The organism is Pseudomonas putida, assembly GCF_028682455.1.
GTDB classification, from domain to species: domain Bacteria; phylum Pseudomonadota; class Gammaproteobacteria; order Pseudomonadales; family Pseudomonadaceae; genus Aquipseudomonas; species Aquipseudomonas putida_AA.
Window position 1 is genome coordinate 577,667 of the sequence record NZ_JANHLD010000002.1, and the last position, 20,811, is coordinate 598,477.

Consider the following 20,811-nt stretch of genomic DNA (forward strand, 5'->3'; position numbering starts at 1 on the left):
GGCAGCGCCGGGGGTGAAGCGTGTCATGCTGGAACTACCCGAGGGTCTGCACTGCCGCAACTGCAAGCGCCGTGCAGCACCTGGCCGCGTAAACCGGTGTGGTAGTGATGGAATGGCTGGCAACGGTCCAGGCGGCTACTGAGTACGACTTCACCGTCGATCGCGTCGACTGCCCATTCGAAGCGGTCGATATGAGCCCCCGCACCGGCACTGCATTCGATGGCCACTGCCGGGCCTAACTCCAGGCAACGCAATACCCTCAATCCTGGTTGACCAGCCAATCGCTCGTAAGCATCAGGCCATGCCCAGACCACCATGCCGGCAAACAGTTGGAGCGGATCATGGCCAAGCCCTACCAATCCATCCAGCGTGGCGGCGGTGATGCCGTAAGCACCGACCAAGTGGAAGCGGCGAATGATCGACTCGACCCTGCGAGCATCGAACAATGAAGAGTCGGCCGAAACCGCCACCATGTTGAACTGCATCACCGCACGCTCCATGCCCAAGGCCTGTACACCCTGATCAAACAGCGCGGTAATCATCAGATTACTGCCCATATGGAAATCGAAGGTGTTGAGCACCCTGAGGATCGAACGTGTGGAACGCTCAACTTCCAAAGATGAATACATCAGGGCCTGGCGTTCGCCCTGGGCATCGAAGTAGCGGCCAACGGCCATGGGGGAAAGCGCGATTGATGGCTGAGCTGGACTCTTCATTGCTTGGTCACCCTCGGAATCTTGTTTGGTGGCCCGTCCTTGAGCAAGGCCTGATTAGTCGCAAGGAGAACTTTCACCGGTACCTGCAATGCGGTAGAAACCGCATCTGCAACCCGCGCTTCCAACTGTTCGAGGCTGCCTTGCAGTGCGGTCTCTTCATAGCCCACGCGCAAGGTCAGTACATCGGCCTCGCGCTGCGGACGGACCAGCTGGAATAAGCCGGTACGAGTTTCGGCGAACTGCTCCATCAGGGGGAAAATGTCAATCGGCAGAATCGAGCGCCCCTGAATCAGCATCTCATCACCTTTTCGCCCAATGGGTTTGAGCCGCCCGTGTGTCCGTCCACAACTACATGCCTTGCGGGTGAACTGCACCAAGTCATCGGTACGGTAACGAATCAACGGCCCAACATCGTCCAAGAGCGCGGTGACAACCAGCTCGCCTCTAGAGTCATCGGGCATCTCGGCACCACCGCTTGGGTCCAGGTGCTCGATAAGGGCTATGTCTTCCCAGGTATGCATGCCGTCATGGGCGCGGCAGTCCATAGTCGTGGTGATATCACCCAAGGAGCTCAACTCGAAGATTTCGAGGCCCCAGCCTTCGACCACAGCACGAAAATGCGGGCTCATCGGCTCGCCGCCGAACACAACGCCCTGATAAGAGCTGAATGCCTCCTTGAGGTCATCACCGGTTTCTTTCTCATATTTCTCCAGCGCGATAATCAGTGGCGTGGAGAGCATGAACATGGCTTTAGGGCGCAATTCACGGGACAACTTGACCAAATGAGGCATCTCGCTGGGCAAGTGCTGCAGCGAAACTGGGCGAAAGCCACTGTCCAGCCACTTGTCAGTGTTCAGGCCTTCACGGAAGGTGAACAGTGCATAGGTGAAGAAGTCATTGGTCCGAACGCCAATGTGCCAAAGCTCGCGCTTGAGCCCTGCGATCGCAACGTGGTATTCCGACCGCGGCAACGGGGTCGGATCGCCGGTCGTTCCGGACGTGAAACCGACGCCTCGCAAATGGGGTGGACCGACACAGACCAGGCCGCCATATGGATCGCCATGTTCATCGCGAAACTGACGGATACGGTCCTTGTCGATGAACGGCACCTTGGCCTTGAAGTCTGCAAGGCTTTTGATGTCTTCAGGCTTGATGCCTGCCTCATCCCAAACCTCACGAATCAATGCCGAACGGCTGTAGACATACGGGATCAACTTAAGAATCCGTGCCTCCTGCAGCCTCTCGATATCAGCCCGAGACATCGTTTCAATGTCGGGGTCGAAAAACCTGTCGTCGTCCAGTCGTGTCATAGCGTTACCTTATTATTGTCGTGGCTATCAGTGGTCGGGCGCCGGGTTACAGAAACTCCGGTCGAGCAAGGCGGAAAAGTCGGGCCGCATTCCCGCCGAGAATATCGGCCTTTTCCTGTTCGCTGATATCGATACCCTCGAACAGTGAAGCAATGATTTTTCGTGAGTTGGGGAATGTGCCCTCGGCGTGCGGATAGTCCGAAGCCCACATCAGCGCCCCCGTACCGGTCACTGCCCGGGCAGCGATACAGGCGCGATCGTGCTGAAAGGATGCCTTCACCTGGCGGCGAATAATGTCGCTGGGTTTGGTCGAAAGTTTGGGTTGAACAAATGCTGCATGGGCAAAAAAGACTTCGTCCATGCGCTCTGCCAACGCTCCGAGCCAACTGGCACCACACTCGATCACAGCTATTTGGGTTTTGGGGTTGCGATCCAGAACCCCGCCGGCAACCAGGTAAGTGACAGCTTCGATGCCGTCACTCATCTGGCGGGTATAGTTGACGACTGCCGCGCCCGGGCCGCGCTCGTGAATCACGGTTTCAAGGCCGGTACCGGTGTGCATTACCAGAACTACCCCCAGCTCTCCTGCCGTCCTGAACACAGGATCCCAGGCAGGATCGTTATAGCGAGGGATGCCCCTGCTGGTAACCGAAGGCAGCATGGCGGCAGTAATACCTTTGGCCGCGATCCGCTTCAACTCGGCGATGGCATTCGCCAAATCACGAACGGGCAGGATTGCGCAGCGTACAAAACGGTCTAGGTGGCCTTGGAAAAACTGGTTATTCCAGTCGTTATACAGTTGACACGTCGCAAGCTCGGCCTCGATATCTTCCAGTGCATAAGTCCACAACCCGAGACTTGGGAAGCAGATCTCCGCATCGACACCGTCTTTTTCCATGTCCTCCAAACGCCCGTCGAGATTGTGAAGGCCGACGCGCTTGCTGCCCCCAATGTCAGCGACATTCAAGCGCATCTTGAAAATGACTTGCTCATCAGTTCGCGTGACCAGCGTATCGCCCTGCTTTTCAGCGCGGATCGCGTGGCGCCGCAAAGAGGGGGGCAGGCCTTGAACAAACAGGTCGTGGGGCTCAAGCACATGTGAATCGGCGCTAAAAATGAAATGGCCGGACATCTGGATCTCCCTCTTGTTTTTAGTATTAATCATTATGCTGATTATGCTGTAGCCGATACGGCTCCCGCAAGCCGCTCAAATCATATTGATGATTAATATTTTAAATGGGTCTTTCAGGTGTCCTTCTTCAACTCCATCTCCACCCCACCTAACCTCAAGCCATTCAATTCAACTGGTTGAAGGGTGTGTCGCGATCGTTGCGCAGCTCGGCAGGTAAGCCAAGCACGCGCTCGGCAATGATATTGCGCAGAATTTCGTCGGTACCACCGGCAATACGCAGGCCTGCTGACCACAAGTACCAATAGTTGTAACTGCGTGCCCGAGGGTCGTCGAACTCACGCAATCCGTCGACACCAAGCTGTTCCAGTGCATAACCGCTCATGTCCTGCAACGTCTTGGCCATCACCAGTTTATTGATGGAGGCTTCCGGCCCTGGCACCCCGCCGCGCGATACCGCAGTCATCGAACGCAGGCGTGTCAGGGCGATACCTTCGTCGGCCACATAAAACTTTGCCAACGCTTCAGCCTGGCCAACATCAACCAACCCCTGGGCCAGCAAGTCACGGGCATCGGGTGCCCCGGCCGGCTTGCCGCCGACAGCCAAGCGTTCGAACATCAGGGTACTCAAGGAGACCTTCCAGCCGTCGCCTACTGCACCCAGTCGCTGGCTGTCAGGAATGCGTACATCGGTGAAAAACACCTCGTTGAACTCGGCATCACCGAGTAGCGTGCGAATCTGCCGTACCTCGACGCCTGGGGCGCGCATGTCCACATAGAACATGGTCAGGCCCTTGTGCTTGGGTTGGCTGGGATCGGTACGCACCAGTACGATGCCGTAGTCCGCCTCGTGGGCATAGGATGTCCAGACTTTCTGCCCATTGAGCACCCACTGGTCACCATCACGTACGGCCCGGGTGCGCAATCCTGCCAGGTCCGAACCGGCTGCAGGCTCCGAGAACAACTGGCACCAAATTTCCTCACCGCGCATCCCTGGGACCATGAAGCGTTCGACCACATCGGCAGAGCCGTGGGTGAACAAGGTCGGCAGGCACATGCCAATGCCCACGGCGAAGGGGACATTGGGCACACTCCAGGCTTCTTCCTCCTGGTGGAAGATGACATGTTCGATGGGGGAAGCACCCTGTCCGCCGACTTCCTTGGGCCACATGATGCCGACAAAACCGGCATCGTACTTGTGTGCCTGCCAAGCACGGGCACGCTCCATGAAGCGATCTTCCGACAGATCTTCCTCGGCTTTGACCTCACAGGCCGGCGCATGCTCGATTAGCCACTGCCGGACACGGGTACGGTAAAGCGCTTGTTCGGGGGTATCCAGGAAATCCATCAGTGCGTCTCCTCTAACTGTTCGCGGGCCAATGCCGCCACCAATCGCTGTGCCCACAGTGCTCGCCCGCCCAGTTGAGTGGCCAGCAATCGGGCGCGCCGGTAGAACAGTTGGGTGTCGCTTTCCCAGGTAAAACCAATGCCACCGAATAATTCGACTGCTGCCTCGGCGGCTACGTTGAGGGCATCACTGGCGGCCAATCGCGCCCCAGCAGCGGCACGAGGCAATTGATCGGGGGCTTGGGTCAGAGCCCAGGCACCGTAGTAGCAATGGCTGCGAGCCAGTTGGTTTTTTACGTACACATCGGCGAGCGTGTGCTTGACCGCCTGGTAGCCTCCGATCGGGCGATTGAAGGCCTTGCGGGTTTTGACATACTCAAGCGTCATCGCCAAGGACGCTTCCGCCGCGCCCAATTGCTCGAATGCCGTCAGCACAGCACTGGCGTCCAGCGCACGCTCGCTCAGTGCTTGCCAGTCTTGCCCTGCCGCCAGTGGCGTTGCCAATGCATTGGCAAAATGAACATCGGCATGCCGGCGGATGCGGTCGATCGACTCGACAGCTACCAGGCTGACCCCGTCAGCACGTGCGTGCACTTGCCACCAGCCAGGTCGATTCTGTTCGTCGAGTGCCGAGATAATGAACACATCAGCCAAATGTGCATCGGCAACCATGACCTTGATACCCGTTAGTCGCCCTGCAGCGACTCGCGCTGTCGGCAATTCCACCCAACTGCGCTGGCCACGCTCGTTGAACGCCACAGTGGCGATCAATTCACCAACTGCCAACGCACCCAGCAAGGATTTACTGTCTTCGCACCCGGGAGCTTGCTGCAAAGCCATGCTGGCATGCTGAACGGAGCTGGCAAAAGGAATCGGCGCCAAGGTGCGTCCGGCCTCCTCGGCCAGTACACACCACTCCAATGCAGACAAGCCTAGACCGCCATCTTCCTCGGCTATGCCTGCGGCCGGCCAGCCTAGCTCTACAATCGAACGCCACAATGTCTGATCGTGGGTGGATGTAGATTCCAGCAGTGATCGGGCACTGGCCAGGCTATTGGCAAATACGCGCCGGGCTTGGTCGCGCAGTTGCTCTTGATCGGCAGAAAAATCGAAATTCATATTCAGGCTCCACTGTCACGTGGGTAGAAGCGCTCGCCACGTGTGGCACGTTCACGTAACCAGGCCGATGGCTTGAAGTGCTCCCCTGCAATTTCGGCCAGATTCTCACAGCGCTCGACAAACACCTCGGCACCGACCGTATCGATCAAACTGAAAACGCCGCCAGTCCAGCTTGGGAAACCAATTCCCAGGATAGAGCCCACATCGCCTTCGGCAGGATCAGTGATCACGCCCTCCTCCATGCACCGGGCTGCCTCCAATGCTTGCGAATACAGCATGCGTTGCTTGATTTGCTCCACAGATGGTTGTTCGGCCAGCGGGGCATAAACGTCAGCCAGCCCGGCCCACAGCTCACGCTTTGCGTCCGGGTAGTCGTAGAACCCCTTGCCGACACGGCGGCCGATTCGACCCAGCTCGTCACAAAAACGTTGCTGTACGGCGAAACCTGGTGACGGTTTCCACTGCTCGCCCAGGGCACTGCGTTCTGCCTTGGCCGCCTTGTAGCCGTTCTCCAGGCCAATATCGTCCATCAAGCACAGCGGCCCGATGGGAAAACCGGCCAGTTTCGCCGCGTTGTCGATCAATGCCGGCTTCACCCCTGCGGCTACCATCGCCAATACGTCTTGCAAGTAAGCGGCGATAACGCGCGAAGTGAAGAAGCCTCGTGAATCCTTGACCACAATGGGCGTTTTACGCAGCAAGCGGATGTAATCCAGAGCATGCGCCAGGGTTTGTTCGCTGGTTTGCTCACCGACCACAACTTCGACCAGCGGCATGCGGTCCACCGGGGAGAAGAAGTGCAACCCGATAAACCCGGTCGGCGCCTTAAGATCACGGGCCATTCCGCTGATCGGGAGCGTCGAGGTATTGGATGCCAGGATCGTTCCGGGGCGTAAGTGCTGTTGGGCTTTGGCGAATACCTCGGCCTTTACCTTGACGTCTTCGAAGACCGCTTCGACCACCAAGTCGCAATCGCCCAGCGCGGCGTAGTCACCGGTGGTCTGTATGCGTTGCAAAATCGCATCGGCAGTCGCTTGCTGCATTCGGGCTTTAGCGATCCGTTTGGCGAACTCATCGGCCAAACGCTGCTTGCCGTTGGCAGCCTGTTCGGCGCTGGCGTCGAGCAACACCACTTCAAGTCCGGCAATCGAAGAGCTGTGGGCGATACCTGCTCCCATCAGCCCAGCACCAATCACACCAATTTTGCGCAGGCTGGCCGGAGGGATATCTTTGGGCCGGCGACTGAGCTTCTCCAGCTCACCTTTGTTGACGAACAGCGTGCGGACCATGTTGCACGCCGTAGGGTCCATGACCAATTTGGCGAACTCACAAGCCTCAATGTGCAAACCCGCATCGATGGGCACCGCGGTGCCACGCGCCACCGCGCTGAGCAAGGCAATCGGTGCCGGCAGGTTGCGGCCGGTATCACGAGCGATTTGAGTCGCGTTGAGGTTATAGAGATTGCCCAATTCGACATCGGCGAAACCGGCGCCCCCGGGCACTTGATAACCTTTCTTATCCCAAGGTTGCTGAGCATCGCCGTGCTCCAGAACCCAGGCCTTGGCCGTTGCCAACAGCTGATCGGCTGCGACAACTTGGTGCACGATTCCCTTGTCGAACGCCGCCTGCGGGCCCATCAGGGTGCCCTTGAGCATCAGTGGCAGAGCTTGTGCAACACCAATCAGCCGAGGGAGGCGCTGGCTACCGCCGGCACCTGGCATCAGGCCGAGTGTTGCCTCGGGCAAACCCAGCAGGATTTTCGGATTATCCACGACGACACGGTGCTGGCAGGCCAGCGCAATTTCCAGCCCGCCCCCCAGCGCCGAACCGTTGATCGCAGCTACAAAAGGTTTACCGCAGGTCTCCAACTTTCGCAGCAACGGACTAAATGCCGTGGCCATCGCAAAAGCTTCCTCTGTGGAGATATCGCGCGCCAGGTCGCGAACAATCTGCTTGAGATCACCGCCGGCAACGAAATCTTTTTTCGCCGAGGTGATGATCACACCGCGCACGCCCGCATCACCGGTTACCCGGTTGACCACTTCAGCCAGTTCGTCGCGCAGTTGAGTCGTGATGGTATTGGCCAATTGGCCGGGAACATCCAGGGTGACCACGGCGATACCCGCGTCATCCAGGCAATACTGAATACTTTCGAACATGGAAATGCCCTGCTCCGTAAAGTGAGGTCTTCAGACGCGCTCGATGATCGTCGCTGCGCCCATACCGATACCGACGCACAAGGTGACCAGCGCGGTGCCGGCGCCGCTGCGCTCCAATTCGTCCAGGGCGGTACCCAGCAGCATTGCGCCTGTAGCCCCAAGGGGATGGCCCAGAGCGATTGCTCCACCGTTGACGTTGATACGCTCATGGGAAATGTCCAGGACGCGCATGTATTCGAGTACTACCGATGCGAAAGCCTCGTTGAGTTCGAACAAATCGATGTCGGCAACGCTCATTCCGGCGCGTTTGAGGGCTCGCAACGAAGCAGGAGCCGGGCCATCGAGCATGATGGTCGGGTCAGAACCAATCGAGGCAAAGCTGCGGATGCGCGCCCTCGGCTTGAGTCCCAAACGCTCACCTGCTTCGCGGCTGCCCACCAGCACGGCGGCGGCACCGTCAACAATCCCCGAGGAGTTACCGGCCGTATGCACATGGTCGATTTCGAAGACTTCCGGGTACTTCTGCAAGGCAATGGCGTCATAGCCGCCCAACGTGCCCATTTGTGCAAATGCAGGTTGCAATGCGGCGAGGTCTTCGGCGCGTGTTTCAGGGCGTAGGTGTTCGTCACGATTGAGCAAGGTGCTACCGAGGGCATCCACTACCGGGACCACTGAACGGGAAAAACGCCCTTCATTCCACGCCCGGGCAGCGCGCTGTTGGCTATGCAGTGCATAGCGGTCAACATCCGCCCGGCTAAACCCTGAACGGGTTGCAATCAAATCAGCACCTATGCCCTGGGGCGCAAAGTAAGTGCTATACGCCACCGCCGGGTCACGTGCCCAGGCGCTGCCCTGCGAGCCCATTGGCACTCTGGACATGGATTCGACACCGCCGCCGATCGCCAGGTCCAACTGACCAGCCATCACTTGCCCTGCCACCAGGTTAATCGCATCCAAGCCCGAGGAGCAGGCACGGTCGACATGAAAACCAGGCACCGACTGGTCATAACCAGCCATCAGAATCGCCGGACGGGTCAGGTTCGAGCCCTGTTCACCAAAGGGCGTGACGATGCCGAAGCCGACCTCCTCTACCTCACGTGTATCGAGTTGACTGCGTCGCTGCACTGCACGTAATACCTGAGCCGCTAGCTCCACGGACGGCACGGCGTGCAATCCGCCGTTGGCGCGACCACGACCGCGAGGCGTGCGTACATGATCAAAAATATAGGCATCAACCACCGTCTCTCTCCCCATCCGATTCAACCCATTCAGCACAAGGCACCGTGCCGATATTTGTTTTAATCATATATATCCTTTATATGATAAACAACCGTCACTGACAATCGCCCGACGCTTTGGCATTTATGCCTGAGTCAACAGGCTGTGAAGCATGTGTGCTACCTCTCGCAAGGTGCTCTCGTCACCCAGGTAGTGCGGGCGCTCCATGGCAATGGAGCGCACCAGCAGATGCAAGGTGCGGCAAAAAAGATAGAGGGACTTGTCTGGATCACGGGCCTGAATGTCCCCAGAGAAGCGCTTGAACAACAGCCGAGCCGAACCATCCAACGGCGGCATGTAGCCATCATCTCTGGGTAGCAGCCGCAGCTGTTCGTAGTAGCGCACCTGTCGGCTGTTGGTCTCAGGATCAAGTGAGTGCAGTCGATGCCGCAGACCCAATGCGTGGCGGGTAATCACACAAACGCCGTCGAACAACGATGCATCGCTGGGAAGTTGTAAAACATCGGCCTGCATCTGCTGGCCTGTTTCATCGCAATATTCAGCGAATAGCACGTCCACGAGGCTATCCATGCTTGGGAAATATTCGTAGATCGAACTGGCAGCGACACCGGCATATTCAGATAAGCGGATCAACGTCAGGGCTGGGCGCCCTTCGTGTTCCAGCAAATGTCGGGCAGCATCCCTGAGCGCCACCACTAGCGCCTCCGATCGCGCCTGACGCGGCTGCTTGCGCAATTGACCAAAATGCTCAAGTACCTGGCTGGCCTCGGCAAGAAGGGCGACCGGCGGAATAGGGTCGCCTGAAGGAGTAAGGTTGCGAGGAATGTATCCCATTTTAAAACCTTCTGGCCGAAGCTCCGGGGGCAGAATCCGGAGCTGCGTGCTGAGTTTTTTTTAAATTTCTTATATTTCAGCTAATTAGCCATCGCTCGAAAAGGATGATTTCCGGATAGGGCTTAATCAGCTAGATGAATATCATGAAAAGGCGCTGGAGACAAAAACAACAGATGCCTGCATGAGGTACCCGCCATGCATAAAAACTACGACCTGATACTCAAAGGCGGACGAGTAATCGACCCTGCCACCGGTCTCGACGGTATTCACGACCTGGCCGTCACGGCGGGTCGCATTGTCGCCATCGAGGCAAACCTGCCTCCCAGCCACGCTACGGAGGTCATCGACGTTCGTCAGAAATTGGTCATCCCAGGCATGATCGACCCCCACGCACATGTGTTCCGTTACATCACAGGTGTCCTGGGCATGGACGCCAATTGGGTGGGGGTTCAGTCCGGCGTAACAACACTGGTGGAGCAAGGCGGTGTAAGCGCAGCCACCCTGCCCGGCTTCGTGGAGTACGTGGTCAAAGCCAAGGCCAACCGCGTCCATGCGTTCCTCGCACCCTATGCTGCGGGCGGAGTTGGCGGCTTTTCTTACCCTGACCAGTTCACACCCGGCACCATCGATGTCGAGGCCACGCTCAAGGCGTTCGAAACCAGTCCGCAAGTAGCTAAAGGTATGAAGTTCTGGGCTGAACAAGCGAGCCTGCTGAAATTTGGCGATGCCTCGATACGCAAAGTACGAACCATCGTCGATCAGGCCAAAGTGCCGATGTACGTGCACATGGGTGAACTGTGGCGCTTACCTGCAGAGGTTCATGCGCAATTCCCGTCTGAGCGGGTGCTGGAGACCGTACTGCCATTCATGCGTGCCGGCGATATTTTCGCCCACGCCTATACCGATCGCCTGGGGGGCTTTTTCAACGCTGATGGCTCAGTTCGTTCCCTGGTTCGCCAAGCCATCGCCAGCGGTATCCATATCGATTTGGGCTACGGCGCAGCGACCAACTTCAAATTGGTTCGCCAAGGCCTGGAGCAGGACTTCCTGCCACAGACGCTGGGTGCCGACATCCATGCCTATAACACCGCGATCAAGGACCCTCATATCGATACCGGCGGGCGCGGTCGGTTCAATGGCCATCCCGGTGTAGCCGCCGGCATGAACCTGTTGATGGCCTTTGGCGTTCCCCTGGAGCGAGTCATTCCGATGGCCACGTCAAATCCAGCAAGGATATTTCTGAGGGAGCAAGATGGTGTCGGCACGTTGAAAATCGGCGCAGTGGCCGATATCACGGTACTCGACGATCTGCGCGGCCGCTGGCGATTGACCGATACCTCTGACGATCAGGTTCTTACCGAGCGACTGCTGCATCCCAGCTTCTGCCTCAAGGACGGGCTGTACCACGTCGCCGATTCGGCGCTGTTGTCACTTCCGGAGGAAGTCTGATGGGCGGGTTGTTTGCCAGTGATTTTGCCGACTTGCTCGAACCCTCGGCGATATTGAATGCCGAACAGGCCGCCCAGCGCAGTGTAGCGCCCAGTAGGCCGGAGCAGGCGCTACAAGTACGCTGCTTGCTGCGTCCGAGCAGTACCGAACAAGTCAGTGCCATTCTCAAGCGCTGCCACTCAGCTGGCCAGCCCGTTACGGTGTTGGGGGGTATGGGTGGCGGTGGCGGTTTCAGCCACGCCAATGAGGTAGCGATATCCACAGAGCGCTTCAATGCCATCGAGCACATCGACACCCGCTCCAGCATCGCCTTGGTGCAAGCCGGATGCGTACTTCAAACACTGCATGAGCAGCTGCAACCTCTGGGCTTTGGCTACGGCGTCGACTATGGCGGGCGCGGCTCCGCGACCCTGGGTGGCAACATTGCCACCAATGCCGGCGGCAGTCAGGTGCTTCGCTACGGAATGACCCGCGAACAGGTACTTGGACTCGAAGTGGTACTGGCTGACGGGACCGTCTTGTCTTCGCTAAATCGTATGCTCAAAAACAATGCAGGCTACGACCTGAAGCAGCTTTTCATCGGTAGCGAGGGCACTCTGGGCATCGTCACCCGTGCGGTACTGCGCCTACGGCCGCTTCCTATCAGTCAAAACACTGCATTGCTGGCATTATCGGGCTTCGACGAGGTCACTGAACTGCTTGCCCATTGCCAACAGAACTTTCCCGGCAGCCTGACGAGCTTTGAAGTCATGTGGAAGGGTTTCTACCGCGGTGCAATCCAAGGGCATGTTGCCCCCCTGCCTGCTGATCAGCCTTTCTATGTATTGGTTGAGACCAGCGGCGCAACACCCGAGCGTGATAGAGAGCACTTCGAGACCATCATGCAGCAGGCTTTGGAGCACGGGTGGGCAGTCGATGCCGTACTGGCCAGTTCGCACGACCAGCGCAATGCGCTGTGGGAGGTACGTGAACGGGTGTTGTGGATCATGACCGCGCCAAGCTGGTTTGTGTTCGACATCAGCCTGGCCCCCTCGGCAATGTCAGATTACCTGTCCACCGTTGCGCAAAGGTTGGCTGACCAGTGGGCGGCAGCCGAACTGGTGGTGTTCGGCCATATCGCCGATGGAAACCTGCATGCATTCGTGCGTTTCGCCGAAAAAATGCCGGAGGAAACCTACGAGCAACTCTGCACCTTGCTTTATTCGCCATTGACGCCCTTGGGGGGATCCATGGCTGCCGAACACGGTGTCGGACAGAGCAAGGTCACGCACTTGCACTACTCACGAACTCCCGAAGAGATGTCGCTGATGTACGCGCTCAAATGTAGCCTCGATCCCAAGAACATCCTCAACCCCGGCCGAGTGCTGAGCGCTCAGCCTCTTACCTGAGTGACTCCTGTATGCAAATTGATATGAGCGGACGCGTGGCATTGATCACTGGTGGCAGCAAAGGCCTGGGGTTCGCCACCGCAGAGCGGTTCATCCGTAGTGGTGCGAGCGTCGCAGTGATCGCCCGCGACTCAGTGCAATTGGATTCGGCAGTCGCACGGCTAAATGCCCTCGCGCCCGGCCACGCTGCCGGATTTGTTTGCGACGTGACTCAGGCCGAGCAAGTCGAAGCAAGCTTCGCCGCCGTCCTGACACGTTTCGCCAAAGTCGATATTTTGCTCAACAACGCCGGCGAACATGCCCACGGTGAATTCGAGACCTTGACTGATGCCCAATGGCAACACGACCTGGACCTAAAGCTATTTCCGGTTATCCGTTTTAGCCGGCTGGCCCTGCCTGGCATGAAGGAGCGACGCTGGGGGCGGATTCTCAACAGCATTAACGTGTTCGCCAAGGCACCTCGCGCTAATACCGCGCCGACCTGCGTCAGCCGTGCGGCGACCATGGCGTTGACCAAAGCGCTCGCCGGAGAGTGCGCACCCTATAACGTACTGATCAATGCGCTGGCGATCGGGATTATTGAAAGTGACCAGTTTCGCCGAGGTTATGCAAATAGCGACGGCAAACAATCCTACGAGCAATACATGCACGCAAAGGCTGTCAGCCTGGGCATTCCACTGCAACGCGCAGGACAACCGCGGGAATTCGCCGATCTCGCCTGTTTTCTGGCCAGCGAAGCAGGCTCGTTCATTACGGGTAGCGTCATCAACGTCGACGGCGGTATGAGCCCGGTGGTGTGAGCATGCCTCGAATGACACTGAACAAAGCTGTCACGGTCTCGGATTTGGTGGCGATTGCGCGTCAGCGAATTCCAGGCTTCGCATTTGATTACCTGGATAGCGGTGCCGGCGATGACGCGGGTGTCCAACGCAACGCGCGTGCCTTCGAGCAAGTGCTCCTTAAGCCGCGCTACCTGCGAGGTCTGAACGTCCAGAAGGTAAATACCGGCATTGAACTTTTCGGTCAGACCTACGCCTGGCCTATCGGTATTGCCCCCACAGGAATGAACCAGTTGATCTGGCCCAGCGCTGACCATGATCTCGGAATGCTCGCGAAAAAGAACGGAATTCCTGTGGTCAATAGCACACTGGCGACGCTGAGTGTTGACAAGGTTGCAGCGCTTGCCCCCACGCAAACCTGGTTTCAACTCTACTCACGGAACCACGCCGCATTAAATCGCGAACTGTTACGCAAGGCCTGGGATGCGGGCGTCAAGGTCCTGGTGGTGACAGCCGACCTTCCCAGCGCCCCGAACCGCAATCGCGACGCCCGCAATGGCTTTGGTGTCGCAACGTTTCACATGACTCCCCGCACCGTGGCTGCTGCACTCAAGCGCCCAGTCTGGTTATGGCACTGGTTGCGCCAAGGGCGCTTGAGCTTCGAAAACCTGAGCCACTTGATCGGTACCGGCAGTGGCAATCCGGTACTCGCGGCACTGGCGCGACAAACCAAACAAGACCTGAGCTGGAGCGATCTGGACGAACTGCGTCATGACTGGCCCGGCTACCTGGTTATCAAGGGCATCCTGGACACAAATGATGCGCGAGAGTGTGTCAAGCGAGGCGCTGACGGGGTCTGGGTTTCCAATCATGGCGGTCGTCAACTGGAGTCCGCGCCCGCGGCACTGGACTGCCTTGCCGCGGTAGTCGACGGCGTCGGCGACTGTACCAAAGTACTTTTCGATAGCGGCGTGCGCAGTGGCGAAGACGTAGTCAAGGCCCTCGCACTGGGAGCCGATTTCGTTTTCAGTGGGCGTAGTTTTCTCTACGGCTGTGCGGCTGCAGGAATGGAGGGAGCACAAAAAGTTTGCGACCTGTACACCCGTGACATCGCTCGCACCATGGCTCAGATCGGTTGCGCCCGCGTGAGCGAACTCAACCGAGACTGGCTCATCGATCCGCGCACCATAAACTCATAGTTGCGGCATAATGGTATATATGATTATTATAATTGAACAGACCACAAAGCCACTAAACAGGTGCATGCCGTGAAGACGCAGATTACAGAACTTTTGGGTATCCGCTATCCCATCATCCAGGGCGGCATGCAATGGATCGGTCGAGCCGAACTCGCCGCTGCTGTTTCTAATGCGGGCGGCCTGGGCATTTTGACTGGCCTGACCCAGCCAACACCGGAAGCATTGGCCGAGGAAATTGCGCGATGCCGGCAGATGACTGATAAGCCATTCGGCGTCAACATGACCATCTTTCCGACCATCAGCCCGCCCCCCTACGCCGAGTACATTGAGGCGATCATCGAGGGCGGCGTGACAATTGTTGAAACCGCCGGCAATAAAGCCGTGGAGTTCATGCCACGACTGAAGGAGGCCGGTGTGAAAATCATTCACAAATGCGTGGCTGTCCGTCATGCACTGGCCGCAGAGCGCCTGGGTGTGGATGCCATCAGTATCGATGGCTTTGAATGTGCAGGTCATCCAGGCGAGGAAGATATTCCTGGCCTGGTACTCATCCCTGCGGCGGTCCGTCAGCTGAAGATCCCGGTTATTGCTTCCGGTGGCATCGGCGACGGTCGCGGCATGGCGGCGGCACTAGCCTTGGGGGCCCAAGGCGTGAACATGGGGACTCGCTTCGTCTGTACTGAGGAAGCCCCGCTGCACATGAATATCAAGCAAGCGCTGGTCAATGCCACTGAGCGGGACACCAACCTCATCTTTCGCACTCTGCGTAACAGCGCCCGCGTTTTCAAGAACAGCATTTCCGAAGAGGTGGTCGGCATCGAACGTCGCCCGGGTGGTTGTGAGTTCGCTGATATACGCCCGCTGGTAGCTGGTGCACGGGGCAAAGCCGCCCTCGAAGCCGGTGATGTGGACGGTGGGATTGTTACTGCCGGTATGGTCATCGGCCTCATCGACGACATTCCATCCTGCGCCATCTTGCTTGAACGCATGGTCAAGGAATGCAAAGAACATCTCGGCCGTGCCCAAACCTACTTTGACTGATTGAAAGCAAAAGTAAGTCGCACACTTTCAGCCACGACAAAACGAAAGCGTTTATCGTCACGTACCCAGGCCCTGCCAGCCAGTCTCTGGGTACGTCACGTTGGCCGCGAGGAAACTGCACAATGGCAAGAATAAATGTGGTCCTGCGCAAGGAAGACTTAGAGCCCAGCTTTCTGCACGATAAAGTGGCCGTGGTTATTGACGTGCTGTTCGCCACTTCCAGCATCGTCACCGCTCTTAACCAGGGAGCTACTGATGTCTACCCCGTATTGAACCAGCAAATGGCGCTAGAGACTGTTCGGGGCTTCGCTCAAGACAGCTTTGTCCTTTCGGGTGAACAGCACCTGCGCAGTATTGCCGGCTTCAGTGCGTATACGCCTCTGGCCTTGTCACGTCAGTCGTTGCGCGGGCGCAGCCTGGTCTATGCCACCACTAATGGCACTGTAGCGTTGCGTCAGGCCAATAGCGCAGCGCAAGTCTACGCCGCCGCCCTTCTCAACGCTCCAGCTGTCGTCAACCAGCTGCAACAGCATAAAGAGCAGACCCTGGTGCTGATTTGCTCCGGATCGGCAGGACGAGTGAATCTGGAAGATCTGTACTTGGCCGGTTACCTGATCGAACAACTCAGTACCCAGCATTCCGGCAGATGGCAGCTAACGGATACCTGCCAGATCGCTCTGGCGGTATACCGTCAGTATGAATCCCCAGAACACTGCCTCCGTGAGAGCCAATTGGGCAGGGCCCTGTCACTGACGGACATGAATGAAGAAATAAACTATTCGGCACGCCTGGGCTGCATCGACTTGGTACCTAAGCTCAACGGCGCAAGCCTTCAAGTCGCATGAACTCCTGTCGATCTGCCGATGCCTAAGTGATCGCTTGCTCTGCACCAACGGGCTCAGGGCCGACGTGCAGGCAAGCAATACTCAGGTCGTACTCAATCAAAATTCTTGGAACAGCTCGGATATCAGCATGTGCTCATAGCCGGTGACCCAAACCTTGTTTGCGCGAACCATGTGCTTGCGCCAATGGGCTTCAGCCATGTCTATCTCGCGTGCCTCGATCAGTTGGATCAGCTTATCCTGAGACTTAAGCCCTGCAACCGCTGCCAAACGAGCACCTTCGAGCGATACGTCGCGGCGCTTCAAGGCAACCACTGCAGCCTGATGACGCTCTATCACTTCGTGCATAGCGCCCCACAAATGGATGAGCGGTTTATTGCCCGACAGCTCCACCAGCAAGCGGTGAAAGCGCGCTACTTCGGCAGCGAACACCACCGGATCCTCGAAGCATTCTCGCTGCTGCTCAAGCACTTCACGCAGTAGCGCTGGCGCCTGTTGAGCTGCATGCTCGACGACAAACCTCACCGCCGAAGGCTCGAAAGCCATACGCGCCTGATAAACCTCGGCAACGGTAGTACCTTCAAACTGCAGCACCATCAGTGCGTAGCTGGCAATCAGCTGGGGATCCGGAGCGTGGACGATTGCCCCGCCCTTCGCACCTCGGGCAACTGTAATCAGGTGCTCTGCCTCCAGAATGCGAAAGGCTTCACGAATGGTAGGACGGGAAACCCCGAACTCCTCCATCAGTCGGCCTTCGGCCTGCAAAGTATCCCCTTCCTTCAACTCCCCTCGAACAATTTGCTTCTTAATCCGAGCGGCAACAATTTGTGGCGCCTTGGGTATGTGCAGCACCTGGCGACGCTCGACACCGCGACTCGCCCGAAGCTGTAAATCCTTCATTTCACTCATGAATATCGTCCCCGCAATTGAAATTGGAACCGCCCGAAGCCACACAACCGCGCAGGTCGCCAGCGACTAGCCGCTATAGTATTAATGATAGCTATGATTTAAATGTAACACATCTTATTTAAGAAATGACTCTGACGTGGCGAGCGTAGCGCCGGATCACTAGCACTCCCTAAGGATCCCGAAACTCTGGCAACATCGAGCAATACCCAATCGGCATCCTAGACAACTACAAATAAACGTGTATATGATTATTACGTATACAGTCGATCCTAGCCAGGGACCATCATGAACTTTGATTTTTCAGATGAGCAGCAAATGCTGCGCGAGCAAGCCCGCCGGTTTTTAAGCGAAACGAGTACTTTCCATGCCCTGCGCGAACGTATCGCGCAGGGTGCGCTCATAGACCACGAACTGTGGCGACAAGTGGCTGAACTTGGCTGGTTGGCGGTAGCGATTCCAGAAGAGCAAGGAGGCCTGGGGCTAGGGGCCTTGGAACTATGCGTACTGGCCGAGGAGTTCGGCCGCAGCTTAGCGCCCGTGCCATTTCACGGAACCGTCTTCCTCGGCGCCGAATTGCTTAAACGTTGTCAGGTGCCAGAAGCAGCAATCTGGTTGAGTCGAATTGCCAGTGGCGAAGCGATCATTGCTGCCCAGCCGACTTTAAGGTGGGATAGCGTCAGCCTGCACCTGGATAGCGGTGTAGTAACAGGCAACTGCGAGCCCCTGGCCTACGCCGCGCAAGCCCATGCAGCGATCCTTCCGGTGCTACAAGCTGGCCAGCCGGCGTTGGTTTTAGTCGACCTTGAGCAACAGCCGCTCCCGAGTCGTGGGGCTCGCAGCCTGGACGATGTTGTACCTTATGCAGTGCTGGAGCTGGATCAGACTCCTGTAGTGGTTTTGGCAGAAGGCGAAGCAGCCCAAAGAGCCATGCGGCAGGTAGTTGACCAGGACGCAATTCTTACCGCCTTCGAACAGATCGGCGGCGCGGACGCAGCCTGTCAATTGGCTCGCGACTATGCCCTCGAGCGGCATACTTTTGGACGTCCAATTGGCAGCTACCAAGCGGTCAAGCATAAGCTGGCCGATATGGCCGTGAAGATCGAACTGGCCCGCTCCAATGCTTACTTTGGTGCCTGGGCCATGTATGCGGGAGAGAACGCCGATCGCAGCCTCGCCGCTGCCGCCAGCCGATTGAGCGCCACGACTGCGTTCGAATATGCCGCTCGCGAATGCATCCATTTACATGGGGGCATTGGCTACACCTGGGAAGCAGATTGTCATTTCTTTTATAAGCGTTCACGCCTTCTAGCAGTGATCTTGGGCCAACCTGGCGCCTGGGTTGACCAGTTACTGGCTGATACCTCGCTCAATCAATTGCAGATTCGCTAAGGAGCTCCCATGGATTTCAATGATTCTCCGTCCGAAGCTGAATTCCGCGGGCAGGTCCGCACGTGGCTCGATACCCATGCGAAGGACTTCATGAGCTCCAGCGACCATACCGACGTGATTTCCTTCATTGCAAAGGCAAAAACCTGGCAAGCGAAGAAGGCCCGCGAAGGCTACGCTGCCATCCGATGGCCAAAAGCCGAAGGCGGTCTCGATGGTACGCCAATGCAGGAAGTGATCTTTCAGGACGAAGAGGCCCGATACGATGTACCCGTCGGCCCTTTCGTCACGATCGGTACACAACTGGCCGTGCCAACGTTGCGCACTCATGGTACACCCGAACAAATCGAGCAATTCACCCAGCCGACCCTGCAAGGTGAGCTACTGTGGTGCCAATTGTTCTCTGAGCCTTCGGCAGGGTCGGACCTGGCCAACGTCCGAACCCGTGCGGTCAAGGATGGTGGCGACTGGGTCATCAACGGCCAGAAGGTTTGGACCTCCTGGGCGCATGTCGCCGACTGGGGCATCCTGCTGGCGCGCACCGATCCAGAAGCAACCAAACACAAGGGACTGACATTCTTTGTAGTGGACATGCGTAGTGTTGGCATCGAGGTGCGTCCAATTCAACAGATTTCAGGTGTGTCGGAATTCAATGAGGTGTTTCTCACTGACTTGCGGATTCCTGACCGCTACAGAATTGGTGCCGTAGGCGATGGCTGGAAATGCGCAATGACCACGCTTATGAATGAGCGGGTCAATGTCGGTGGAGAGAGCCAAGCGCTACCAAACGTACTGGAGCTGATCGAGCGTGCACAGGATCAGTCATCCGGTGCCAGTTTGGATCGCTTCAAGATGGCGCAATTGCTGACCCAGGAAATGGGCCTGCGCTATTTCCGCTTCCGTTTGTTGACTTCGCTGTCCAAGGGCGAAACGCCCGGCCCCATTGCGGCGATGAGCAAGCTGGTTTACGCCAATACTTTGCAGGAACTCAGCGCGATGGCTCTGGATGTCACAGGGCTACAAAAACTTCAAGCTGAAGGCGACAAGTTCCAGCATGGCTACGAATGGGCAGCAGCATTGCGTATTGCCGGCGGCACGGACGAGATACTGCGCAACCAGATTGCGGAACGGGTCCTGGGGATGCCCGGAGAAATCCGGGTCGATAAAAACATTCCCTTCTCCCAGTGCCGCTAGGATGCATCATGGCTGAATTCATCGAAGTACAGCAGCATGAAGGCTGGCTGGGAATCACGCTACAGCGCCCAAAAAAATACAACGCCCTTACATTGCAAATGTATGACGATCTCGCGACGCTGATTCGTTCAGCGCAGGCGGATGACTGCATCAATGCGGTGGTAATCAGTGGAGGCGAGCATTGCTTCACTAGTGGCAATGATCTGCAGGAGTTCTTGCAGTCGCCACCGGAAAGTCTCGATGCGCCGGCCTTTCGTTTCATGGACGCTGTAATCGATCTGGATAAACCACTTATCGCCGCAGTTTGCGGTGCAGCCATCGGTATCGGCACCACCCTCTTACCTCACTGTGACCTGGTGTACACCAGTGTCGACTGCCAGTTCGCCACGCCCTTCGTCAAACTTGGGCTTTGCCAGGAATTCGGCGCTAGCCTGCTGTTCCCTCAGCGCTTGGGGCATGGCCGTGCTGCGCAGTTAATCCTGGCCGGCGAGAGCCTGGATGCGCGCACGGCAGTGAACTGGGGTCTATGTACACACCTGCTCGATACCCCGGCACAGTGCCTAGCCGCTGCCACCGCCCAAGCCGAACGCTTTGCAAAGGCTCCACTTGCTTCGCTGCAGATCAGTAAACGCTTGCTCAAATCGCCTTTGCTGGAGTCTCTGAAGGCGGTGGTACGGGAGGAAAACCTGCAGTTCATTGCCCGCCTGCAAAGCGAAGAAACCAAAGCAGAACTGCAGCGGATACTTGAAAAGCGCAAATAGTTGGCCGTCA

At 57.4% G+C, this 20,811-nt stretch carries 18 protein-coding genes; 9 read left to right on the forward strand and 9 right to left on the reverse strand.

Annotated elements, in window-relative coordinates; all coding sequences use genetic code 11:
• Positions 1 to 23 precede the first annotated feature (23 nt).
• The 8 genes from NPS58_RS13335 to NPS58_RS13370 form a co-directional block, all read right to left on the reverse strand.
• The gene (locus NPS58_RS13335) at positions 24 to 716 is read right to left on the reverse strand and encodes a hypothetical protein (RefSeq protein WP_274115823.1); all 693 of its coding nucleotides are present in this window, start codon (positions 714 to 716) and stop codon (positions 24 to 26) included.
• Entirely contained in the window at positions 713 to 2,026 is a 1,314-nt protein-coding gene (locus NPS58_RS13340; RefSeq protein WP_274115824.1) for a phenylacetate--CoA ligase family protein, read from the reverse strand. Before NPS58_RS13340 ends, NPS58_RS13335 begins: the two co-directional genes overlap by 4 nt.
• Positions 2,027 to 2,072: 46 nt before the next feature.
• Positions 2,073 to 3,158, reverse strand: a complete 1,086-nt coding sequence (locus NPS58_RS13345; protein ID WP_274115825.1) for an amidohydrolase family protein — start codon at positions 3,156 to 3,158, stop codon at positions 2,073 to 2,075.
• A gap of 163 nt (positions 3,159 to 3,321) precedes the next feature.
• Positions 3,322 to 4,503, reverse strand: coding sequence for an acyl-CoA dehydrogenase family protein (locus NPS58_RS13350; RefSeq protein ID WP_274115826.1), 1,182 nt, complete (start codon positions 4,501 to 4,503; stop codon positions 3,322 to 3,324).
• Entirely contained in the window at positions 4,503 to 5,621 is a 1,119-nt protein-coding gene (locus NPS58_RS13355) for an acyl-CoA dehydrogenase family protein (RefSeq protein WP_274115827.1), read from the reverse strand. Before NPS58_RS13355 ends, NPS58_RS13350 begins: the two co-directional genes overlap by 1 nt.
• 2 nt (positions 5,622 to 5,623) lie before the next feature.
• Positions 5,624 to 7,735, reverse strand: a complete 2,112-nt coding sequence (locus NPS58_RS13360; protein WP_274115828.1) for a 3-hydroxyacyl-CoA dehydrogenase NAD-binding domain-containing protein — start codon at positions 7,733 to 7,735, stop codon at positions 5,624 to 5,626.
• Between the two features lie 75 nt (positions 7,736 to 7,810).
• Positions 7,811 to 9,019: an acetyl-CoA C-acetyltransferase gene (locus tag NPS58_RS13365; protein WP_274115829.1), complete on the reverse strand. Its 1,209-nt coding sequence runs from the start codon at positions 9,017 to 9,019 to the stop codon at positions 7,811 to 7,813.
• Between the two features lie 123 nt (positions 9,020 to 9,142).
• A complete protein-coding gene (locus NPS58_RS13370; RefSeq protein ID WP_274115830.1) occupies positions 9,143 to 9,853 on the reverse strand; it encodes a TetR/AcrR family transcriptional regulator in 711 nt (236 codons plus the stop codon).
• Between the two features lie 195 nt (positions 9,854 to 10,048).
• Between NPS58_RS13370 and NPS58_RS13375 the strand changes: the two genes are divergently transcribed.
• The 6 genes from NPS58_RS13375 to NPS58_RS13400 all read left to right on the forward strand — a co-directional run bounded on the left by NPS58_RS13375 (position 10,049) and on the right by NPS58_RS13400 (position 16,554).
• The gene (locus NPS58_RS13375; protein WP_274115831.1) at positions 10,049 to 11,302 is read left to right on the forward strand and encodes an amidohydrolase family protein; all 1,254 of its coding nucleotides are present in this window, start codon (positions 10,049 to 10,051) and stop codon (positions 11,300 to 11,302) included.
• Positions 11,302 to 12,690 (forward strand): FAD-binding oxidoreductase, encoded by a 1,389-nt coding sequence (locus tag NPS58_RS13380; RefSeq protein WP_274115832.1) that lies wholly within the window; start codon positions 11,302 to 11,304, stop codon positions 12,688 to 12,690. Before NPS58_RS13375 ends, NPS58_RS13380 begins: the two co-directional genes overlap by 1 nt.
• Before the next feature lie 11 nt (positions 12,691 to 12,701).
• Positions 12,702 to 13,490 (forward strand): SDR family oxidoreductase, encoded by a 789-nt coding sequence (locus NPS58_RS13385; RefSeq protein WP_274115833.1) that lies wholly within the window; start codon positions 12,702 to 12,704, stop codon positions 13,488 to 13,490.
• An 11-nt stretch (positions 13,491 to 13,501) separates the two neighbouring features.
• Entirely contained in the window at positions 13,502 to 14,668 is a 1,167-nt protein-coding gene (locus NPS58_RS13390; protein WP_274115834.1) for an alpha-hydroxy acid oxidase, read from the forward strand.
• A gap of 60 nt (positions 14,669 to 14,728) precedes the next feature.
• A complete protein-coding gene (locus NPS58_RS13395; protein WP_274115835.1) occupies positions 14,729 to 15,709 on the forward strand; it encodes an NAD(P)H-dependent flavin oxidoreductase in 981 nt (326 codons plus the stop codon).
• Positions 15,710 to 15,831: 122 nt separating this feature from the next.
• Positions 15,832 to 16,554 (forward strand): 2-phosphosulfolactate phosphatase, encoded by a 723-nt coding sequence (locus NPS58_RS13400; RefSeq protein WP_274115836.1) that lies wholly within the window; start codon positions 15,832 to 15,834, stop codon positions 16,552 to 16,554.
• Positions 16,555 to 16,650: 96 nt separating this feature from the next.
• On the opposite strand, the gene NPS58_RS13405 is transcribed toward NPS58_RS13400, so the two are convergent.
• Entirely contained in the window at positions 16,651 to 17,460 is an 810-nt protein-coding gene (locus NPS58_RS13405) for a FadR/GntR family transcriptional regulator (RefSeq protein WP_274115837.1), read from the reverse strand.
• A gap of 285 nt (positions 17,461 to 17,745) precedes the next feature.
• Between NPS58_RS13405 and NPS58_RS13410 the strand changes: the two genes are divergently transcribed.
• Genes NPS58_RS13410 through NPS58_RS13420 form a run of 3 tightly spaced genes read left to right on the forward strand, consistent with a single transcriptional unit; the run spans position 17,746 to position 20,801 of the window.
• The gene (locus NPS58_RS13410; protein WP_274115838.1) at positions 17,746 to 18,849 is read left to right on the forward strand and encodes an acyl-CoA dehydrogenase family protein; all 1,104 of its coding nucleotides are present in this window, start codon (positions 17,746 to 17,748) and stop codon (positions 18,847 to 18,849) included.
• 9 nt (positions 18,850 to 18,858) lie between these two features.
• A complete protein-coding gene (locus NPS58_RS13415; RefSeq protein WP_274115839.1) occupies positions 18,859 to 20,040 on the forward strand; it encodes an acyl-CoA dehydrogenase family protein in 1,182 nt (393 codons plus the stop codon).
• Positions 20,041 to 20,048: 8 nt separating this feature from the next.
• Positions 20,049 to 20,801 carry an enoyl-CoA hydratase-related protein gene (locus NPS58_RS13420; RefSeq protein ID WP_274115840.1) on the forward strand — a complete coding sequence of 251 codons (753 nt, stop codon included), beginning with the start codon at positions 20,049 to 20,051 and terminating at the stop codon, positions 20,799 to 20,801.
• Positions 20,802 to 20,811: the final 10 nt, after the last annotated feature.

Coding starts and splice junctions, on each gene's coding strand:
- NPS58_RS13335 (WP_274115823.1), bottom strand. CDS start 716: ATGAAGAGTCCAGCTCAGCCATCAATCGCGCTTTCCCCCATGGCCGTT.
- NPS58_RS13340 (WP_274115824.1), bottom strand. CDS start 2,026: ATGACACGACTGGACGACGACAGGTTTTTCGACCCCGACATTGAAACG.
- NPS58_RS13345 (WP_274115825.1), bottom strand. CDS start 3,158: ATGTCCGGCCATTTCATTTTTAGCGCCGATTCACATGTGCTTGAGCCC.
- NPS58_RS13350 (WP_274115826.1), bottom strand. CDS start 4,503: ATGGATTTCCTGGATACCCCCGAACAAGCGCTTTACCGTACCCGTGTC.
- NPS58_RS13355 (WP_274115827.1), bottom strand. CDS start 5,621: ATGAATTTCGATTTTTCTGCCGATCAAGAGCAACTGCGCGACCAAGCC.
- NPS58_RS13370 (WP_274115830.1), bottom strand. CDS start 9,853: ATGGGATACATTCCTCGCAACCTTACTCCTTCAGGCGACCCTATTCCG.
- NPS58_RS13375 (WP_274115831.1), top strand. CDS start 10,049: ATGCATAAAAACTACGACCTGATACTCAAAGGCGGACGAGTAATCGAC.
- NPS58_RS13380 (WP_274115832.1), top strand. CDS start 11,302: ATGGGCGGGTTGTTTGCCAGTGATTTTGCCGACTTGCTCGAACCCTCG.
- NPS58_RS13385 (WP_274115833.1), top strand. CDS start 12,702: ATGCAAATTGATATGAGCGGACGCGTGGCATTGATCACTGGTGGCAGC.
- NPS58_RS13390 (WP_274115834.1), top strand. CDS start 13,502: ATGACACTGAACAAAGCTGTCACGGTCTCGGATTTGGTGGCGATTGCG.
- NPS58_RS13400 (WP_274115836.1), top strand. CDS start 15,832: ATGGCAAGAATAAATGTGGTCCTGCGCAAGGAAGACTTAGAGCCCAGC.
- NPS58_RS13405 (WP_274115837.1), bottom strand. CDS start 17,460: ATGAGTGAAATGAAGGATTTACAGCTTCGGGCGAGTCGCGGTGTCGAG.
- NPS58_RS13410 (WP_274115838.1), top strand. CDS start 17,746: ATGAACTTTGATTTTTCAGATGAGCAGCAAATGCTGCGCGAGCAAGCC.
- NPS58_RS13415 (WP_274115839.1), top strand. CDS start 18,859: ATGGATTTCAATGATTCTCCGTCCGAAGCTGAATTCCGCGGGCAGGTC.
- NPS58_RS13420 (WP_274115840.1), top strand. CDS start 20,049: ATGGCTGAATTCATCGAAGTACAGCAGCATGAAGGCTGGCTGGGAATC.